The organism is Herpetosiphon geysericola (genome assembly GCF_001306135.1).
Lineage (GTDB): Bacteria > Chloroflexota > Chloroflexia > Chloroflexales > Herpetosiphonaceae > Herpetosiphon > Herpetosiphon geysericola.
Map to the genome: position 1 here is coordinate 71,468 of NZ_LGKP01000017.1, position 20,343 is coordinate 91,810.

The 20,343-nt window shown below is 47.9% G+C and carries 11 protein-coding genes, 1 tRNA gene and 1 CRISPR repeat array (1 of these 13 running past the window's edge); of the genes, 4 read left to right on the forward strand and 8 right to left on the reverse strand.

The window, feature by feature from the left end:
* Positions 1-54 precede the first annotated feature (54 nt).
* The 3 genes from SE18_RS10485 to SE18_RS10495 form a co-directional block, all read right to left on the reverse strand.
* On the reverse strand, positions 55-939 hold the full coding sequence (locus tag SE18_RS10485) for a DAK2 domain-containing protein (protein ID WP_054534408.1): 885 nt from the start codon (positions 937-939) through the stop codon (positions 55-57).
* Between the two features lie 161 nt (positions 940-1,100).
* The gene (locus SE18_RS10490) at positions 1,101-3,335 is read right to left on the reverse strand and encodes an SPFH domain-containing protein (RefSeq protein ID WP_054534409.1); all 2,235 of its coding nucleotides are present in this window, start codon (positions 3,333-3,335) and stop codon (positions 1,101-1,103) included.
* 143 nt (positions 3,336-3,478) lie between these two features.
* Positions 3,479-4,081, reverse strand: a complete 603-nt coding sequence (locus tag SE18_RS10495; protein WP_054534410.1) for an OB-fold-containig protein — start codon at positions 4,079-4,081, stop codon at positions 3,479-3,481.
* Positions 4,082-4,342: 261 nt separating this feature from the next.
* On the opposite strand from SE18_RS10495, the gene aspS reads away from it, so the two are divergent.
* The 4 genes from aspS (at position 4,343) to SE18_RS10515 (ending at position 7,280) form a co-directional block, all read left to right on the forward strand.
* Positions 4,343-6,127 carry an aspartate--tRNA ligase gene (aspS, locus tag SE18_RS10500; RefSeq protein WP_054534411.1) on the forward strand — a complete coding sequence of 595 codons (1,785 nt, stop codon included), beginning with the start codon at positions 4,343-4,345 and terminating at the stop codon, positions 6,125-6,127.
* A 114-nt stretch (positions 6,128-6,241) separates the two neighbouring features.
* A complete protein-coding gene (locus SE18_RS10505; RefSeq protein ID WP_054534412.1) occupies positions 6,242-6,670 on the forward strand; it encodes a hypothetical protein in 429 nt (142 codons plus the stop codon).
* 21 nt (positions 6,671-6,691) lie between these two features.
* Positions 6,692-7,090 carry a FixH family protein gene (locus tag SE18_RS10510; protein ID WP_152976609.1) on the forward strand — a complete coding sequence of 133 codons (399 nt, stop codon included), beginning with the start codon at positions 6,692-6,694 and terminating at the stop codon, positions 7,088-7,090.
* A gap of 115 nt (positions 7,091-7,205) precedes the next feature.
* Positions 7,206-7,280 (forward strand) — tRNA-Gly (locus tag SE18_RS10515).
* A gap of 217 nt (positions 7,281-7,497) precedes the next feature.
* Here SE18_RS10515 and SE18_RS10520 read toward each other — a convergent pair.
* From SE18_RS10520 to SE18_RS10540, 5 genes are all read right to left on the reverse strand, one after another.
* Positions 7,498-7,953 (reverse strand): hypothetical protein, encoded by a 456-nt coding sequence (locus SE18_RS10520; RefSeq protein WP_054534414.1) that lies wholly within the window; start codon positions 7,951-7,953, stop codon positions 7,498-7,500.
* Positions 7,954-8,063: 110 nt separating this feature from the next.
* The gene (locus tag SE18_RS10525; protein ID WP_054534415.1) at positions 8,064-8,483 is read right to left on the reverse strand and encodes a hypothetical protein; all 420 of its coding nucleotides are present in this window, start codon (positions 8,481-8,483) and stop codon (positions 8,064-8,066) included.
* Between the two features lie 54 nt (positions 8,484-8,537).
* Positions 8,538-9,170, reverse strand: a complete 633-nt coding sequence (locus SE18_RS10530) for a TetR/AcrR family transcriptional regulator (protein WP_054534416.1) — start codon at positions 9,168-9,170, stop codon at positions 8,538-8,540.
* A gap of 246 nt (positions 9,171-9,416) precedes the next feature.
* Positions 9,417-10,139, reverse strand: coding sequence for a hypothetical protein (locus SE18_RS10535; protein WP_054534417.1), 723 nt, complete (start codon positions 10,137-10,139; stop codon positions 9,417-9,419).
* A gap of 188 nt (positions 10,140-10,327) precedes the next feature.
* Positions 10,328-10,831, reverse strand: coding sequence for an AAA family ATPase (locus SE18_RS10540; RefSeq protein ID WP_054534418.1), 504 nt, complete (start codon positions 10,829-10,831; stop codon positions 10,328-10,330).
* Between the two features lie 405 nt (positions 10,832-11,236).
* Positions 11,237-20,343: a CRISPR direct-repeat array (repeat unit 37 nt; unit sequence GTTTTAATCCCCTCTCGAGGATTTGGGTTATTCGAAT) (it continues 244 nt past the right edge of the window).

Genomic DNA, 20,343 nt, shown 5'->3' on the forward strand with positions numbered 1-20,343 from the left:
CTGCGGCGCATGAACTAAATTCATGCGCCGTACTTCGTTCAAATCACTTCAAGCTTAGATCACTTCTTGGTCGCGCAAGCGTGGCTTAGGATCATCGCCGCCACTGTTTGGGCGTTGTTGCTGTTGGGGCTGACCGCCAAACATGCCGCCACCGCCGCCGAACAATTGGCCAAACAAATCGCCTAAACCGCCAAGACCGCCAAGTGGATCGCCATAGCCACCGCCGCCTTGGGGTGGTTGTTGCTGTTGTTGGCCGCCACCAAACAACTCTTCAAAGCCACTGGTTTTAGATGGCTCGCCACGGCCTGCGCTAAGACCATTGGCAAGTAAGGTTTGCAGCAAGCTGCCAAGCAACGAGCTAGCACCAGCAGCGCCAGGATCGATCTTGCCAGATGTGTCGTTATTGCCAAATAGACCAAAGCCTGAGCCTTGCTGGCTCGTGCCATATGCGCCACGTTGTGAGGCTTTGTAGCCATCCATCAGCGCTTCGAGCGTCGATTTGCCATTGTTGCGCGATTGCATAAAGGTGGTTACACCAGGCACGAGGCCGTCGAGAATCCCGCCCTCGCCTTGTTGCTTGACCCCAGGCGTATTTTGAACCCCGCCCAACAAACCGCCAAGCAATTTCATAATATCGTTGACCCCAAACGAGGTCTTGCCTGCAAGATCGTTGGCAGCTTGGTCCAAACCGTTGGCATACATTGGCGCGGTTGGGCCTTTGCCCGAGGTGCGCAATGCGTGGCTGGCAGCGCGTAAAGCCTTATCAACCGAGCCTTGGCCTTCATTTTGGCGGAGCGTCTTGGTAATTGTTTCAAAATTGCTGACCATATTATCGCCAGCATCGCCATCGCCAACCCCATCAAGTGCATTCAATGAATCACGTTCATCAGCTAGATTGTTGGTTATTTCGGCAAACAGGTCGGTTAATGCCTTCGACATACAACAACTCCTTTGGTGCTAAACCCATAATCCTACAGCTACTACTGCGATTTTCGTACCACCAATTGTCACGATTCTAGCAGCTTGCGCTAGGAAACTCAATTGTTAAACAGCAATGGCTGCTCGCACTGGTCAAGTACGAGCAGCCAGCGACCACTAGTTTAGCTATTTTGGACCAACATGAGCACGCTACTCAGTGGTTGTGCGGCCAATTGCGGCATCAATTGCAGCATTCCCTGCACTTTATGCAACACTGGCTGTTGCTCTGCACTGGCGACGCTCAAAACTTGTTCAAGAGCTGCCCCAACGCTCAGGCTTTGCAATTCTTCGGCGCTCAAGTATTGGCTGGCAATTACGGCTGCCTCGCGCAACACAGGCTGAGCCGAGGTCAGATTCATGCCATTATTGTTGCTGGCTGGCTTTTCAGCATCACCATTGCCGTTGGTTGGCAACACCCGACTGATCAAACGATTGCCAAGCTCTTTCAACGGAGCTGGGGCGGTGTTGATCAAGCTGCCAACGCCGTCGGCCAACCCGATCATGCGCAAAATTTGTTGGGCCGTTTCTGGCGTGCCATAAAGCTTGAAATCCATCGCGGCCATTGCTTCGCCCATGGCTTTGGCTTGGGCTACGCCAATTTCAACTTGGGCGTGCATGCGAATCCGTTCAAGCTCCAGCTCTTGGGCTACCCCAGCGTGAGCAGCCAAAGCTTCGGCCAGGGCTTTTTGGCCTTCGGCTTCGGCCAGCGCTTTGGCCCGAGCAGCTTCGGCTTCGGCCAAACCACGTTCGCGAATCGCATCAGCTTCAATCCGTGAGGCTTCAGCTTTGGCCTTGATCACTTCAGCTTCAGCCAAGCCTTGCGAAGCAACCGTTGATTTATTGGCTTCGGCGCGCAGAATTTCCGCATCAGACATTGCTTGGGCTTCGGTACGACGGGCTTCGGCCATCTTAATCGCAGCAGTTGCTTCAGCGGTTGCCTTCTTGTTCAAGGCTTCAGCATCAGCTTCGGCCTGCTTAATTTGGCGGAAGGTTTCAAGCTCGACTTCATTTTTGCGATTGATAATTTCGCGTTTTGCATCACGTTCAGCATTGATAATTTGAATTTGAGCTTCGCGTTCAGCAGCAGCGCGTTCTTGCACCGTGACCACGCCTTGTTCAGCAGCTTCACGCTCGGCAGCAATTGCCAACCGATCTTTTTCAGCTTGTTCCAGCTTGGCTTGCTCTTGGGCCAAGGCCACTTGGCGTTCGCGGTCGGCCACTTGAACAGCTTGCTCACGCAAAACTTGGCTGCGCTGGACTTCGCGCTGGCGTTCTTGTTCGGCCAACTGAATCGCTTGTTGCTTGCGTTGTTCGGCCAACATCACCGCTTGCTCTTTGAGCTTTTCTGCTTCGGCGATGGTGCGTTCTTTTTCAACCCGACTTAATTCAGCAGATTGTTGTTGTTCGTAGGCAACCCGCTCGGCAGCAGTGCGCTCTTCTGATTCGCGAATCAAAATTTCGCGTTGTTGGGTGGCGCGAGCTTGCGAAAGATTACGCTCCAAATTCAATTTTTCTTGGTCAACATCGGCGTTGCGGCGCGTAATTTCCAACTCGCTTGAGCGTTCAATATCATTTTGCTCTTGCGAGGTACTAGCATTCCGGCGGGCAATTTCAAGTTGCTTTTGACGCTCAATCGTGTTGCGCTCTTGCTCAGCAGTTGCATTGCGCTTGGCAATTTCAGTTTGGGTCAATTGATCAATTTCGTTGCGTTGTTTGAGCGCTTGCTGAATAACTTCTGCATTGGCGCGGGCCACTTGCGCTCCGAACACATCATCGGTGCCAAAACTACCTTGGCGGGCACTCTTCAATGCAGTAATTGAAACTGCTTCCAATACCAAACCATTTTCAGCTAAATCACTACGAACCAAATTTTGCACTCGTTCAACAAATTTTTCGCGTTCTTGGTGCAACGACATCAAGGTGAACGTTGCGGCTACGTCGCGCAGCGCACCTTCCAATTTACTTTCAACCAAACGTTTGACACTATCAGTATTGACTTCTTTGCCACCGATAGTACGAGCGGCGCGCTCAATATCTTCGGCAATAGGGTTAACTTTGATATAGAAAATCGCCCGAATATCGGCGTATTGTGGGTCGATCGTGAGCAAGGCATTGGCTTCCGTCCGCTCAACATCAATATCCATCGTGCGCAAATCAACCCAGGTAATTTCGTGAAAGGCTGGAATCACCCAGCTACCGCCGTTGAAAACCACTTTTGGTTTGCTGCCACCAGTGCGCACATACGTCCGATCAGCGGGAGCTTTGACATAAAAGTGATTAACCAAAGCAAAAAACACGACTATCAACAGAATTACGACCAGTATTGCGACCCCAACCAAGATTGCAATTTGTTCCATTAGCGATTACTCCTTTATAACCAGGGATGGTACATATACATACTCAAATAGCCACCCTAGAGACGTTCCCTCGTAAACTAAGCCTTCTTTTCAAAAAATCTAACATCACATTGCACAAGTCCTTGCATTTAAGCACACTCTATCTAATGGCGAAATTGTTTGGCAATAAAACAGCGTTTTGTGCTATCGTATTCAACCAAGGCGACCTCGGTATTGATTGGCAATGGCTCGCCAGTGGCTAATTGAGCAAACACCGTGTGTAATAAGCCATGGGGATCACGCACCTCAACCCGACCATACGTCATACTAATCGTTGGGCTACTTACGCGGCCAACCCGCCCAACCAATTGTTCAAAGCCAATCGCGTTGGTACTTTCGGGAGCTAGTTTTGCGAAGATTCTGCTGGTGCGGCTGGTACCAAAAAAGGCCAGCAGCAAGCTCAATAGCAAAATCAGGCCAAAAAACCAGCTCTGGTAGACGCTGCCAACTTGCACCGCAATGGCATTCAGCAACAACCCAATTAAGCCAAAGAGCGATAAGAAACTGACGAGGATAAACATGAGGGGCACTTTGCCAACCCCGAGCGTATCGAGGGCGGCATCAAACATACCGTGGCCATCACTATCAATATCGGCATCGCTATCGTGATCGCCAAAGCCACCAACGATTTGCAAAACCGCAAAAACCAAACCAAGACCAAGACTAAGCAAAAATGGTAGGTTGTACCACGTTGTCCATACCTTCATGAGCGTTTTCTCCACATCCGAGTGTAGCTTCTGTACGTGGTAATTATTAAAATGTTGCAGCTGAAGAACTGCGATTGATGGTTGCTGAAGCATAGCATAAAAGCCAGATGCGACACAAGCACATCCTTGTGTTAAAATACGCAACATTGTGTTGTCGCCCAACGGCTCTAGCCGCGATCTCAACGCTGGTTGCACACCGACGTGCCGCTTCTTGGCGTGGCTTTGGCTTTGTTATTATCCAAACGCGAGGAGAGCAGTCGTATGCTCCGAACTCACACTTGCGGCGAGTTGCGCCGCGACCACATCGACCAAACCGTGACGTTAGCTGGTTGGGTTCATCGCCGCCGTGACCATGGCACTGTGCTGTTTATCGATTTGCGCGATCGCTATGGCTTGACGCAAGTGATTGTCGACCCATCGTCGAATCCTGAAGCGCGGGCTGTGCTTGATAGCATCAAAAACGAGTATGTGATTCAAGTAACTGGCCGCGTGCGCTCACGGCTTGCTGGCGCAGAGAATGCCAATTTGGATACTGGTGCAATTGAAATCGAAGTTCAAAGCGCCAAGATTCTCAACACTGCCAAAACTCCTCCGATCTTGGTCAATCGTGATGGCGGCGAAGATGAAGCGCTGCGCTTGAAATATCGCTATATCGAATTGCGTCGCGAACGCCAGCAGCATATCCTTGGCTTGCGCCATCGCACCATCAAATTTATGCGCGATTGGATGGATCGTGAGGGTTTTTGGGAAATTGAAACCCCAATTTTGATGAAAAGCACGCCCGAAGGCGCACGTGACTATCTTGTGCCAAGCCGCTTGCACCCAGGCGAATTTTACGCCTTGCCGCAATCGCCACAGCAGCTCAAACAATTGCTGATGGTTTCGGGCATCGACAAGTATTTTCAAATTGCGCGGTGTATGCGTGATGAAGATTTGCGCGCCGACCGTCAGCCAGAATTCACCCAGCTCGACATTGAAATGAGCTTTGTTGAGCAAGATGATGTGCTTGATGTGGTTGAGCGCTTGATGACTGAATTGGTTGCCAACGTTACGCCGCACAAACGGCTGGTTTCGCCCTTCCCACGCTTGACCTACGCCGATGCGATTGAATATTATGGCTCTGACAAGCCCGATTTGCGCTACGATTTGAAGTTTGTCAATGTTGGCGAAATCGTCAAAGATAGCCAATTTGGCGTGTTTACTGGCGCACTCAGCAGCGGTGGCAAGGTGCAAGCGATTCGCTTGCCTGGCTGTGGCAGCTATTCGCGCAAGCAAATTGACGATTTGCAAGAAGTTGCCAAAATTGGCGGTGCCAAAGGCATGGCCTGGATGGCAATTGAAGCTGATGGCAGTGTGCGCTCGCCAATCGCCAAATTCTTCGAGCAAGCCCAACTTGAGCAATTGAAAACTGCGACCGCAGCAGAAGCAGGCGATTTAATCGTCTATGTTGCCGATAAACCAGCGGTTGTTGCAGCCTCGTTGGATAAAGTGCGGCGCGAAATGGCCAAACGGCTTGACCTCGCCGACAAAGATCTGATGCATTTTGCATGGGTTATCGACTTCCCAATGTTTGAATACAACGCCGAGAGCGGCGAATGGGATGCTGCCCACCACCCCTTCTGTATGGTTAACCCTGCTGATGTGGAGAAAATGCAACGCGGCGAGTTCGAAGGCGTGCGCGCCGCTTCCTACGATTTGGTCTGCAATGGCTACGAGTTGGCATCAGGCTCAATTCGGATTCACGATCGCAGCATTCAACAATACATTTTCGATCGCTTGCCCTACAGCCCAGAAGAAATTCAAAAACGCTTCGGGCATATGTTGGAAGCTTTCGAATATGGCGCACCACCCCACGGCGGGATGGCCCCGGGCATCGATCGCTTGGTGATGTTGCTGGCTGATACCGACAACATTCGCGACGTGATTGCTTTCCCCAAGACCCAACGCGCCGAAGACTTGATGATGAACGCACCTTCATCGGTCGATAGCAAGCAATTGCGTGAGCTTGGCTTGCGCTTGGCTGATGGCGTTGAACCACGCGGCTAATTGATTTTAAGTGCTTCATTGCTCATCGTTAATTTAACTGTGGGCAATGAAGCATTTAAGCCCCCAAAAACTGTGATACGATAACTTGAGTGATTATCGAATTCATGGATTGTCATGCAAACGGCGACGTTACGTTTAATCGGGCATTCAAGCATTTCAAGCAACCAGCGGCGTTGGCTGGGCTTACTCTGCATCCTCATGCTTGGCTGGCTTAATCCATTGAGTTGCTTGTGGCATTGCGATCGCTCAAACGAATTGAGTGCTGCAAATCAACCGCTCGATGCGGGAATATTTATCTGTTTGATCGCCGAATCCCAGCCACCAACCAATCTGCTTCATACCCATGCCCCGAATTCAAACCCGAATCCAGCCAATCAAGGGCTATTTAAACTCCTTGGCCATGCAGGCTTGATGATGATGTTAAGCTGGCGTTGGCGTAAATACTGCGCTGCCCCGCTGATTTGGCAAAGCCAAGCTTCAGAGCCACCGCTTGCACCGCCGCCAAAAATTAATCCCAGCAAGCAATGTTTATATCTAAAATAATGCTATTTTGAGGAGTATCTTGTGTTAAAACGCCTGTTAATCTGCATGTTGTTAGCAGTCAGTATTACTGCTTGTGGTGACAATCAAGCCGTCCAAGTACCGGCGCCAGTCGAAAAAACCGTTGATGGTGTAACGCTCAAACTCACATCGGAAAGCCCGCTAACACCCAATACCGACCAAACCTGGGTAATTAATGTCAGCCAAAATGGCCAGCCCGTTGATAACGCTGATGTTTATTTGGATATTGATATGCCGTCGATGCCGATGGGCCAAAATAAACCGCTAGCCAAGGGTGAGGGCAACGGCAACTATCGCGCCCAAGGCATCTACACCATGGGCGGCGCTTGGTCAGTCAGCGTATTTGCCGAATTTGCGGGCAAAGAATACCAAGCCAATTTTGATTTTAACGTCCCAGAATAAACTCACGTGACTAGCCCTTCAGCAAACCTGAAGGGCTAGTCCAATCACACTTTAGCCTTCGTCAGACTTGACAAATTCGGCAACTTCGGGCATTATTGGCGCTAGCACAACAGATGCGGGAGTAGCGCAATGGTAGCGCATCTGCCTTCCAAGCAGATGGTTGCGAGTTCGAGTCTCGTCTCCCGCTCCAGGTACACATTCTGGTTGAAACAGAATAAGTGTTTGAAAACATCGTCAGCAATGGCGGTGTTTTTCAATTTAAACGCATCTATGAAATATGTTAGGAATGCTCGTATTTGGCACTATCAATTTGCTGCGGTTATTTTGGTTGCTCGTTTGAATATGGGCCTTCCTCAGGAATTTCCCAAGTGCACTTTTTTGCAATACCTGCGCATCGGCTAGGCGCGCTAGCGGATCATGCGCGGTTGCTTTACGAGTGTCACCACGAGTAGCCCATCATCGCGGCCTATTGTGGCAAGATCAAAATAGCGAATATGGATAAGATACCCACCATTCACACCAACCTTTTCAATAAACAAGGTCAATGTCGCGCCCTTAGGTTCGACAGGCTGGTTTCCGATCAGATACGTTGGGTAGTGGTCGCGATAGAATTGCTCTATCCCGGCGGATGACTCCGTGACAAGATAAAAATCTTGGCGTTTAAGAGTACCAAGATTTGTCCCTTTCTGCGCATCTCTATGGGCATCGATCGTTGCTTCGCCACCAGTATAGAGCTTGGCCGATCGCGGCGTAAACAAGGGAGGCTCATCCAGAGATGTGTTGGTTGGTACAGCCGTGGGCACAGTAGAGCCAGCACAGCCCGTTAGAAAGATGATCACAAAAAGGCATACCCAACGTCGCATACAGTTCTCCTTCATATTCTCACCACAAAACTTCACAGTTTCCCAATTATTGTCGTAGCGTTAACGATCTCACCCCAACAAAAGTTCCTAAGCCCATACCTAGCGCTTGATCAGGCTTTTCCAGCAGCAAGGTAGGATTTGATCTGCGGTAGCGTAGCAAAGAGGACGATCAGGCCCGCAAAAATCGCCAGCCAGACACCTGCACTCAACCCCGACCCTAAGAGCAACCGAAACCCCTGTACAAGCATACTGACAGTGGCAACCACAAGCACTATATCGCGGCCCCACGGCAGCCGAAAGATCAGCGGGAAAGCAAGAATGATCCACAACCGGCTTTCAATCAGATATAGAATCCGCATGGCATAGCCCAGCCAGCCGAAGCCCGTCTCCGCCTCAGTAAATCCGCCAATCCCAAGCAGATTTGCCCATAGTTCTGTGCTATCAACTGCTATAAGCGCACCAATGCCGCGTGCAGCCAGCAGAATACCGAGAATAATCATCAGCCAGCGAACAGTGGTTGGTCGTGTCATGGGATAGCTCCTTATGTCACTCCAAACCAGCATTGGTGGAGTAATTAGTGTCCTTCAATCGGTTATATCAATTCTACGGGTAGCATGATCAAATAAGGCGATCAGTTCGACGCTGTACTGGTCTTTATCAAGCGACGGATCACGCAACCATGCTGCAAAGGCTTGGTCAATCGCGGCGCGGATCGTGATGGCCATTGGGCGTGGATCAAACGCCCGAAATACGCCTTGTTCCTGTCCCCACGTCAGGATGGCCTCAATCGGCGCAAACAGGCTGGCGTCGGTGCTAGGGGCGCTCGTCAGTTTGTCAGGCTCGGTTTGCCAATGGGTCAAGATTTCGGCGGCAGCCTTAACATGAGTCGGATGATCGCGGCCATAAGCCAAATTGGCCGCAAGATAGGCCTGCAACAACGTGATCGCCGATTCCGTCGGCGAAATATGTTGTTCCATAAAGCTAGCTGCATGAGCATAGATAGCAGCCAAAACCGTTTGCAGTAGGTCATCTTTCCCAGCAAAGTAATATGAAACAACACTTGTGCTAATTGCAGCTCTGGTCGCAATCTGCGCCAGTGACGTTTTTACATAGCCAAGCTCGGCCAGCGATTGAATAGCACAATCAATCAGTTGCGTTCGGCGGGCTTCTTCGGTGAACGTGCGTGGCGGACGGCCACGAGGTTTATTAGATTGCATAATCTAATTATAGATCGATAAATCTAATAAGTCAATAGTACTACAAGCATATATTTCTTGCTTGCTTTGGCTGCCCTTAGCCAACGTGATAGGCTATAAAAAACCGTCTAAAACGACAAACGACTCGCAAACAGGAGTCGTTTGTGGCAAAATAAGAATAGCACACGGTACGTCAATGCGCGTCAGCCAACGTTCTATAGCATAGCCATCTGTTGCTTAAATCGAATGCCAGCAGCCAAACTGGGCTTACGGAGCTACATCAAACCATTCCAGAATATGGCCAAGCAAGCGACTTGCTTGATCATGTTGGCTATTGACAAATGCATACATCATGTGCTCACGCCGCGTAGGATCAAGCACCCAGCCAATGACCGACGCTGTTGCTTGACCACGATTGGCCCATGCATAGCCGTGTAAACAGTTTTGACTAATGATCTTGGCCATATGCAGATCAAGAAAATCTGCATAGTGCTGTAATCCAATGATGGTATCTAAATGCGCATCCCAGCTCAGCAACAATGGTTCGAGATCAAGCTCAGTTTGGGCAATTGCGCTCAGCATTTCATCGATTGCATAATCTGGATCAACAAGCGCTTCTTGCCAAAGCGTCCAAAGATAGGTCTGAATAAGCTGTTGTTCTGACACTGGCCAACTCTGCCAATCAGCGAGCCGCAGTTTCCCAAAGATCAGATCGCGATCGATCGAGTTTGAGCGATCAGCGCATAATTCTAAAAAGCGCGGCAAAATCGCCCGAAATTGGTCTGCATCGCCCCATGTATTGAGCGCCTTAAGCGTATAAGACCAAAGATCATTGCTAATTAATTGGCGAATTGGTTTCGAACGCAGGCGCTGATAATCAGTGTTAGCAACACAACATGGGCAGCCAGTCGGATGCTCGGGAATCGTGTAGCGACTGAAACATTGATACAGTTGCTCAATAATGTTCTTGATCGTAGCTGATTGCAGCATAGCTTCATTTCCACCCAACGAACAAGCGCCATTACTTGAACTGCTGTGCAAGCCCCAGCAAAATGCCTTCAGAGCTACGAATAAAACACAGCCGCTAAACATCCTTATATCGAGCAATTTCAGGCCCATACCGATGCAACGCGCCAGAACCGCAGCAAGATCCTCAACTACTTGAGCAGCAAGCCTGATTAATGGTGATTGAGATGAGCAAGAATTGTAGCAACAACGCTGGCAAGTGGGGCAGTAGCATCAATCCGAATTGCATTCGATGCAAAACCATCATTAGTTGCATGTTGGAAGCGGGCAAAAGCTTCGCCTTCTTGGGCTGTGCCACCCCATGCAGTGGCAGGTCGAGCAGCAAGCCGCTGATTGAGCGTCGCCAAATCGACCTCAAGCACAAACACTGCATCAAACAGATCGACGAAAAGGGCAGAGTTACGCGAGCCACCACAAAAGAAGCTTGCTTGATGGGTATGCTCGGCGACCAAAGCCCTGACCTTGGCAACATCCCAAATCCATGCCCCACACCCGTTACTCCTTGCATCTATTGGCTTGCCAGTTTGTAAATCGCCAAAATAGGCCAACTCGCGATCGCCATGGATGGAATGATAGCCGCAGCGTTGCAGCTCGGTGCAGACCGTTGTTTTCCCAGCGCAAGAAACGCCATCGATGAGATAATTTTTGATGCCCATGTGTGGTTCCTATCACGACCTATGCTATCTGTTTAGGATAGCGATGCTGTCAATCTTGGTGGGCCTAAAACCACAAACGACCCGCTAGGGGTCGCTTGTGGGAGAGAAGAGAGAGGAGAAGGTTTGACTTAACTATACCAGCAAATAGGCCAAATAAGGATGAGATCTTGATTAATTTCTTGGCGCTAGCCCGTTTGTGAACTTGTTTGGCACATGGAGCACGGTTGACTGAATGTATGTGCTCGATAGCTAGACATTATTCAAACATTCGTGCTACAATTCATGGGCATATCCTGCTCATTGGCCTAGCTCCAACGTGCAGATCGCTGCCGAACTAGGCCACGTTCAGCTTACGACCCGCTGGCTCACGATTATTTCGTGGGCTGGCGGGTTTCGTTTTGGCTATTTCTAATCCCCTCACGAGGATTTGGGTTATTGGAATGGCTATAACTACGTTGATCTTACGTTTGAAATTCGCGAGTTTTAATCCCCTCACGAGGATTTGGGTTATTCGAATGCCAGCGGCACGTCGCCGCGCGTGGTAAGCCTTGGCATTCGTTTTAATCCCCTCACGAGGATTTGGGTTATTCGAATGCTACTGACTTCAATTACTTCGACCGTAACGACTATTGTTTTAATCCCCTCTCGAGGATTTGGGTTATTCGAATATCAGCATTGCGATAGTGGCGCTGGTATCTGGCCCAACGGTTTTAATCCCCTCTCGAGGATTTGGGTTATTCGAATGCACAATGCCCAGTTGCTCAAAGATATGGTTGGCTTGGAGTTTTAATCCCCTCTCGAGGATTTGGGTTATTCGAATGAATTGCTTTTGTAGCCGAAAGGAACCCTCAATGAACAAGGTTTTAATCCCCTCTCGAGGATTTTGGTTATTCGAATCTAGGCGCTAAGCGTCAAGGTAAGGGCGGTACTCGTAAGTTTTAATCCCCTCTCGAGGAGTTGGGTTATTCGAATCAGTCGAGGTCGGTGTAGTGGATAGATCACATATCGGCTGTTTTAATCCCCTCTCGAGGAGTTGGGTTATTCGAATGGAGACACATCATGTTCACTGATATTCAAGACTTGGCAAACGTTTTAATCCCCTCACGAGGATTTGGGTTATTCGAATCGTAGTTGTCGGTATCACGGTCACGGTGATCAACATACGGTTTTAATCCCCTCTCGAGGATTTGGGTTATTCGAATCCTTTTTTTAGGTGTACGGTTTTGTTCGGTTTCTTGATTTGTTTTAATCCCCTCTCGAGGATTTGGGTTATTCGAATGCACAAGCGGTGCGCGACGCGCTATCCGCGAACGAAATTGTTTTAATCCCCTCACGAGGATTTTGGTTATTCGAATTGACCAACGCGGATCGATTTGGGGGTCGTTGTCATTTAGTTTTAATCCCCTCACGAGGATTTGGGTTATTCGAATGGCAACCTTCGACAGCGCACTAATCAAGGACGCGATGGGGTTTTAATCCCCTCACGAGGATTTGGGTTATTCGAATGTTGCCAGCAATCAGGCTCGTTCCACTGCCAGCGCAAATAGTTTTAATCCCCTCACGAGGATTTGGGTTATTCGAATCCTTTATACTTGCGTATCCAATACGACAAGGTTTTATGTTTTAATCCCCTCTCGAGGATTTGGGTTATTCGAATACAAAGATACGTTGTTCGATTGGTTGGCCCACCTTGAGTTTTAATCCCCTCTCGAGGATTTGGGTTATTCGAATTGCAACCAGCAGGGGCAGGATGGCAGGATCAAATGCGCGGTTTTAATCCCCTCTCGAGGATTTGGGTTATTCGAATCTCGATCTGCTTGCCAATAAAGTGCAAGTCGCCAAGGCGTTTTAATCCCCTCTCGAGGATTTGGGTTATTCGAATGCTGATGGCCCTGGCCAAAGTCACAAAAAGCAAAAAGGTTTTAATCCCCTCTCGAGGATTTGGGTTATTCGAATGTATGCCTTTTGGTAGCGCTCCATCCGCACCATGAAGTTGTTTTAATCCCCTCTCGAGGATTTGGGTTATTCGAATGCCTGCTACTGCGTCGATCATGAGGTGTCCACCTTGGTTGTTTTAATCCCCTCTCGAGGATTTGGGTTATTCGAATGAGCACTGTTACCTGCTGCCGCAAATCGCCCGCGCCGTTTTAATCCCCTCTCGAGGATTTGGGTTATTCGAATTGTTTGATTCATGATTACTCCATAGAAAAGCAGCGCTACGTTTTAATCCCCTCTCGAGGATTTGGGTTATTCGAATAGACAAATCCCAGCCGCGTGATCGGCTCAAATTTGCGCTTAGTTTTAATCCCCTCTCGAGGATTTGGGTTATTCGAATCGATAGTGAAGCGGATATGGGCAACGCCCAAGACGATGCCGTTTTAATCCCCTCTCGAGGATTTGGGTTATTCGAATCGAATGGGCCAAATACCTCAAGAGCATTCGTAGCGATTTATGTTTTAATCCCCTCTCGAGGATTTGGGTTATTCGAATCTCGTCGGGGTCGTCGCTGAAATCGTCGTCATCATCCGTGGTTTTAATCCCCTCTCGAGGATTTGGGTTATTCGAATCTCTTTCTCATTCGAGACATTGCGCTGAATAATGCCAATGGTTTTAATCCCCTCTCGAGGATTTGGGTTATTCGAATGGTAAGACGGCCAAACGCAACCGCCAAGAGATCGTTCGTTTTAATCCCCTCTCGAGGATTTGGGTTATTCGAATTCGCACGGTGCAACACTTGGGCCGTGAATGGTATCTGGAGTTTTAATCCCCTCTCGAGGATTTGGGTTATTCGAATTTCACCATAGCGCAGCTCGCCATATGCGCTACTTCCAACGTTTTAATCCCCTCTCGAGGATTTGGGTTATTCGAATGGTAGCATAAGGCTGTTTCTGTATGCAAGGATACATAGTTTTAATCCCCTCTCGAGGATTTGGGTTATTCGAATTTATGCAAGATGCAATGACGGCCGCAATGAAAGAACACGGGTTTTAATCCCCTCTCGAGGATTTGGGTTATTCGAATCGAGCGCTGCCAGATGGCCCGTGCCATCGTTGACCAGTTTTAATCCCCTCTCGAGGATTTGGGTTATTCGAATAATAAACGTAAAGACCTGATGCAACAATATGTCATGAAAGTTTTAATCCCCTCTCGAGGATTTGGGTTATTCGAATGGTTATGTCCTCAGAGGTCAGGCTTTCGCCTGTGGCATGAGTTTTAATCCCCTCTCGAGGATTTGGGTTATTCGAATCCCACTCCATACGACCACACTGCATGTAATAGCGCATGAGTTTTAATCCCCTCTCGAGGATTTGGGTTATTCGAATAAACTGATCCGCTCGGCTACCACCAAGCGAATTTCTTGGGTTTTAATCCCCTCTCGAGGATTTGGGTTATTCGAATCTAAAAAGCGAACCGCCAAGGCTTCGACTGACCTTGACGGGTTTTAATCCCCTCTCGAGGATTTGGGTTATTCGAATATAATCAACCCGCGAGCGCGGATATTGATTTATTATTAGGTTTTAATCCCCTCTCGAGGATTTGGGTTATTCGAATTGGCTAGGTGTTGAAGCAATGCGCACGCCTGGCGGCGACTTGTTTTAATCCCCTCTCGAGGATTTGGGTTATTCGAATCTGATAGGGGTTCGAAAGAATCCAACAATAAGCATAATGAGTTTTAATCCCCTCTCGAGGATTTGGGTTATTCGAATGGAAGTAACCGACAAGCACATTGATCCCCAATCAAGAAAGTTTTAATCCCCTCTCGAGGATTTGGGTTATTCGAATCAATAATTTCGTTCAGCCGAACGAGAGCCTCTTCCCACGGTTTTAATCCCCTCTCGAGGATTTGGGTTATTCGAATCAAAAAGGGGCATGGCTTGACTTAATCGCACCTTTCCTTGAGTTTTAATCCCCTCTCGAGGATTTGGGTTATTCGAATGACATTATTCGTGGTGTAACGGTTCCAAAGCACATTCAGTTTTAATCCCCTCTCGAGGATTTGGGTTATTCGAATGGAGAAAGCCGCGCGCGGGCACTGGATTGGTACGGTGCCGTTTTAATCCCCTCTCGAGGATTTGGGTTATTCGAATTAATCAAGCAGAGCAATTCGACTAACTTAAGTATTAAGTTTTAATCCCCTCTCGAGGATTTGGGTTATTCGAATTTGAATGCCATATGTTCAATCACGTCGATGCACTCAATAGTTTTAATCCCCTCTCGAGGATTTGGGTTATTCGAATATGCATCCACCAGATCACCTTGCGGGTCGCCATTTCGGTTTTAATCCCCTCTCGAGGATTTGGGTTATTCGAATGTACAGTTTTGGCATTAGCATCACCTCGTTTTGAAAAGTTTTAATCCCCTCTCGAGGATTTGGGTTATTCGAATTTTCCTCTACGCCGTAATCAATTGAGAAGACACCAAACGTTTTAATCCCCTCTCGAGGATTTGGGTTATTCGAATTGACTCTAGGTTGAGCCACATATCGCTACCGAACTTCGAGTTTTAATCCCCTCTCGAGGATTTGGGTTATTCGAATGCCTGCAATAAAGTTTTCAAGGTCGTGCGTGTATTTGTTTTAATCCCCTCTCGAGGATTTGGGTTATTCGAATCCAATCAGGAGGAACATCAAGATGCTTGATCTTCAAAAGTTTTAATCCCCTCTCGAGGATTTGGGTTATTCGAATAGTGAATTATGAACAAAGCATTGATCGCGCTGATTGGGTTTTAATCCCCTCTCGAGGATTTGGGTTATTCGAATGTTATCATAGAGTGGGCGCGTCCGAAGATCATGTTCCTGCGTTTTAATCCCCTCTCGAGGATTTGGGTTATTCGAATGTTTGATCTTGGTGAAGGCCATTCGTTACCGCCAAACGACCGTTTTAATCCCCTCTCGAGGATTTGGGTTATTCGAATCCACATCGTTTTCAGCGGGACTGGTTTGGCGTTGTTGTCGGTTTTAATCCCCTCTCGAGGATTTGGGTTATTCGAATGAACGCATTTTGGCCGACCTCGCAACCATAGCTATAGTTGTTTTAATCCCCTCTCGAGGATTTGGGTTATTCGAATGTAGCTAATGCCTTTTCTGCGTCAGCTTGCGATGTTTTACGTTTTAATCCCCTCTCGAGGATTTGGGTTATTCGAATATTACATCGGGGAACAACGCTGCTGTTTTGGCCTGGGTTTTAATCCCCTCTCGAGGATTTGGGTTATTCGAATGATTTCTAGGCTGCGAATTATGGTTTACTCTCGAAGATGGTTTTAATCCCCTCTCGAGGATTTGGGTTATTCGAATCTGCACTGGGTCAAGAACGGGCCGACCTTTGTTGAGTTTTAATCCCCTCTCGAGGATTTGGGTTATTCGAATGCAAAGAATAAGCCCGACGTTTACAAAGCGGTAGCTGCTGCGTTTTAATCCCCTCTCGAGGATTTGGGTTATTCGAATGCAGGCTACGGCGTTTCGTGGCCGCGTGCAAGGCTGTGGGTTTTAATCCCCTCTCGAGGATTTGGGTTATTCGAATTCTTCTTGAGCATGCGGTCTATGATGCATCAACCAAGCGTTTTAATCCCCTCTCGAGGATTTGGGTTATTCGAATACGTTCATTCCGGCCACCAAGGATGGCAATGCCGCTGTTTTAATCCCCTCTCGAGGATTTGGGTTATTCGAATCTCACATGCTATCGCTGCCAACCGCCGAACAACAGCGGTTTTAATCCCCTCTCGAGGATTTGGGTTATTCGAATGACCAATAGCACAAACCATCGAATTGATGCACTCCGAAGGTTTTAATCCCCTCTCGAGGATTTGGGTTATTCGAATGATGAGGTCCAGCGGTAGATCGGCCAATTCAGCGCACGGTTTTAATCCCCTCTCGAGGATTTGGGTTATTCGAATCAAGCGCTTGACGTTCGCATTACCAATTGCGTGACTGGCGGTTTTAATCCCCTCTCGAGGATTTGGGTTATTCGAATGCTGGCACGGTTGCCGCTGATGATACGGCGTGGCACGTTTGTTTTAATCCCCTCTCGAGGATTTGGGTTATTCGAATGCTGCTACGGTTCAGGATGTTGCAAGCAGCATTAATATCATGTTTTAATCCCCTCTCGAGGATTTGGGTTATTCGAATAAAATAAAGTTCGGGCTAGTCATTTAGCATTAGAAGCGTTTTAATCCCCTCTCGAGGATTTGGGTTATTCGAATGAAAAATCCTTGATCGTATTGTTCGTGAAGGTAATGAATGTTTTAATCCCCTCTCGAGGATTTGGGTTATTCGAATTCAAAAAGTGGAGCGCATGCCTGAAATTATGCGCCATCCGTTTTAATCCCCTCTCGAGGATTTGGGTTATTCGAATTGCAGTGGATGTACAGCGATAAGCCGCTGAGCTGGCAGGTTTTAATCCCCTCTCGAGGATTTGGGTTATTCGAATCCGTTTTGACGCTATCAATATCGGCTACGCCTAATTCCTGTTTTAATCCCCTCTCGAGGATTTGGGTTATTCGAATTGATCGCGAGCTGTCGTTGATTTATTCACTCAAGAATCGTTAGTTTTAATCCCCTCTCGAGGATTTGGGTTATTCGAATCTACCACATCTGTGAGTGGAGCTTCGGTAGCCATTTTGGTTTTAATCCCCTCTCGAGGATTTGGGTTATTCGAATCAACGTGGTATCCGAGCGAGGACGCTGCGCAGGCATTCGGGTTTTAATCCCCTCTCGAGGATTTGGGTTATTCGAATACTAGTCTTAACGCTCTATCGAGCTATTTCTCATAAGTTTTAATCCCCTCTCGAGGATTTGGGTTATTCGAATCAAGAATAAGCAAACGAGCTATGACGAAATTGTGCGAACGTTTTAATCCCCTCTCGAGGATTTGGGTTATTCGAATTTCAATGTGACGGCGGCAAGAGCGCCAACAAAGCCCAGCGGTTTTAATCCCCTCTCGAGGATTTGGGTTATTCGAATCTTGAGTCAGGCGAAGCCGCTGCTCGTACCCAACTTGGTTTTAATCCCCTCTCGAGGATTTGGGTTATTCGAATACTTGACTAGGCGATAGTTCGATGCTTACCCCATCTTGTTTTAATCCCCTCTCGAGGATTTGGGTTATTCGAATGTTATTGCTGCTCAAGCTGCTGGCCTTCCAGCATTTTGGTTTTAATCCCCTCTCGAGGATTTGGGTTATTCGAATGCAGCATCGCGTTCGGCCAGAGCCTGATCACGTTCGTTTTAATCCCCTCTCGAGGATTTGGGTTATTCGAATCGTTCACGCAATGGCTTTGGCTCCCAACCTTGGATTCGGTGTTTTAATCCCCTCTCGAGGATTTGGGTTATTCGAATATTGGTTGCCCAGGCAGCGCGGTGATGATAACGGCAAAGTTTTAATCCCCTCTCGAGGATTTGGGTTATTCGAATAAAACGTGGTACAAGCATCAAGATGGTTTTATGGTTGGGTTTTAATCCCCTCTCGAGGATTTGGGTTATTCGAATATACCGGCTGCCCCAAACGCACACGCAGCACACGTGGTTTCGTTTTAATCCCCTCTCGAGGATTTGGGTTATTCGAATCGATAACCAGGTAGGGGTGCTTCATTTTCTCCTCCAATCTGTGTTTTAATCCCCTCTCGAGGATTTGGGTTATTCGAATTATATACTCTTAACCAAAATTACTCCTATTCTGATTCCGTTTTAATCCCCTCTCGAGGATTTGGGTTATTCGAATGTACACTAGGTATAGTAAAACCCCTGAGGGCTTCCGTTTTAATCCCCTCTCGAGGATTTGGGTTATTCGAATAAACGCAAATCGGCATCAAACGACAGTGAAAAGAAAGGTTTTAATCCCCTCTCGAGGATTTGGGTTATTCGAATGCCGAGGCTTCCGCCCCAGCCTCTCTCAACTAGAAGGGGTTTTAATCCCCTCTCGAGGATTTGGGTTATTCGAATCGTACTTGACGGTTGCCGAGGCCGCAGCGGCGTGGAATAGCGTTTTAATCCCCTCTCGAGGATTTGGGTTATTCGAATCCATTGAAAAAAGCCGCGATCATCAGCCTCAAAATCAGGTTTTAATCCCCTCTCGAGGATTTGGGTTATTCGAATTTACGTCTTATGCGGGGAAGTATACGAGATTGTAGCTACAAGTTTTAATCCCCTCTCGAGGATTTGGGTTATTCGAATCTTATATGAATACTTTGGCGCTCAATCTATCCTTGATACGTTTTAATCCCCTCTCGAGGATTTGGGTTATTCGAATTGGTATAATGGAGCGATACGAACAAACGTGTTGCTCCGTTTTAATCCCCTCTCGAGGATTTGGGTTATTCGAATGTCTGCCAACAACGCTGCGGCGTGCTGGAGGTCAATCGGGGGTTTTAATCCCCTCTCGAGGATTTGGGTTATTCGAATGATAATATCTACTGGTATGCTAAGAATCCTGATAGCTATACGTTTTAATCCCCTCTCGAGGATTTGGGTTATTCGAATGGCGGTATGTGACCGCTGAACAGGCTGACGCGATTGTTTTAATCCCCTCTCGAGGATTTGGGTTATTCGAATTATCCCAATTGAGAACGCCAGCCGCAAAACCTTGTTTGATTGTTTTAATCCCCTCTCGAGGATTTGGGTTATTCGAATAGGTCGTGCATGTCGCCTAAGGCTTCGTAATATTGAACGTTTTAATCCCCTCTCGAGGATTTGGGTTATTCGAATGTCGGTTCAGCCGCACTCATCTGAGCGCCAAAAACCTACTTGGTTTTAATCCCCTCTCGAGGATTTGGGTTATTCGAATCATGGCAATATGCGATTGAAGCAGCCGCAGGCGCAACCGCTGTTTTAATCCCCTCTCGAGGATTTGGGTTATTCGAATCTTGAGGACGTGTTGAGCACGTTAGTCCATGAGATGGCAGTTTTAATCCCCTCTCGAGGATTTGGGTTATTCGAATCCTTAAGCCTGAGCCAAATCAACCAAGCTCGCAAGGTACTGTTTTAATCCCCTCTCGAGGATTTGGGTTATTCGAATGGATATGAACCTATATCTTCTTTTGCAGACATTTGACTATTGTTTTAATCCCCTCTCGAGGATTTGGGTTATTCGAATCGATATTGCGTTTTTGCCCATGAATCTGTTCAATCTTATTAGTTTTAATCCCCTCTCGAGGATTTGGGTTATTCGAATCGAATCACGATGATGGTGATTATAGTGCGCGGTCGATTCAGTTTTAATCCCCTCTCGAGGATTTGGGTTATTCGAATACCGCCTTTATTGAGCGCATATAAATCTAGTTCTCGCTGTTTTAATCCCCTCTCGAGGATTTGGGTTATTCGAATGGTACGGTTTGCGGTACAACGCTTGCAAGCGATGTTTGTTTTAATCCCCTCTCGAGGATTTGGGTTATTCGAATGGTTTGACCCCATGACTTGCGGCCACGACCGCGTGGTTTTAATCCCCTCTCGAGGATTTGGGTTATTCGAATGACCTGGGCTAGCGCACGGCTGCCACAGTATGGGCAGGTTTTAATCCCCTCTC

What these genes read in the sequence shown, in the direction of transcription:
- SE18_RS10485 (WP_054534408.1), bottom strand. Translation starts at nt 939, where the DNA reads ATGTCGAAGGCATTAACCGACCTGTTTGCCGAAATAACCAACAATCTA.
- SE18_RS10490 (WP_054534409.1), bottom strand. Translation starts at nt 3,335, where the DNA reads ATGGAACAAATTGCAATCTTGGTTGGGGTCGCAATACTGGTCGTAATT.
- SE18_RS10495 (WP_054534410.1), bottom strand. Translation starts at nt 4,081, where the DNA reads ATGAAGGTATGGACAACGTGGTACAACCTACCATTTTTGCTTAGTCTT.
- aspS (WP_054534411.1), top strand. Translation starts at nt 4,343, where the DNA reads ATGCTCCGAACTCACACTTGCGGCGAGTTGCGCCGCGACCACATCGAC.
- SE18_RS10505 (WP_054534412.1), top strand. Translation starts at nt 6,242, where the DNA reads ATGCAAACGGCGACGTTACGTTTAATCGGGCATTCAAGCATTTCAAGC.
- SE18_RS10520 (WP_054534414.1), bottom strand. Translation starts at nt 7,953, where the DNA reads ATGCGACGTTGGGTATGCCTTTTTGTGATCATCTTTCTAACGGGCTGT.
- SE18_RS10525 (WP_054534415.1), bottom strand. Translation starts at nt 8,483, where the DNA reads ATGACACGACCAACCACTGTTCGCTGGCTGATGATTATTCTCGGTATT.
- SE18_RS10530 (WP_054534416.1), bottom strand. Translation starts at nt 9,170, where the DNA reads ATGCAATCTAATAAACCTCGTGGCCGTCCGCCACGCACGTTCACCGAA.
- SE18_RS10535 (WP_054534417.1), bottom strand. Translation starts at nt 10,139, where the DNA reads ATGCTGCAATCAGCTACGATCAAGAACATTATTGAGCAACTGTATCAA.
- SE18_RS10540 (WP_054534418.1), bottom strand. Translation starts at nt 10,831, where the DNA reads ATGGGCATCAAAAATTATCTCATCGATGGCGTTTCTTGCGCTGGGAAA.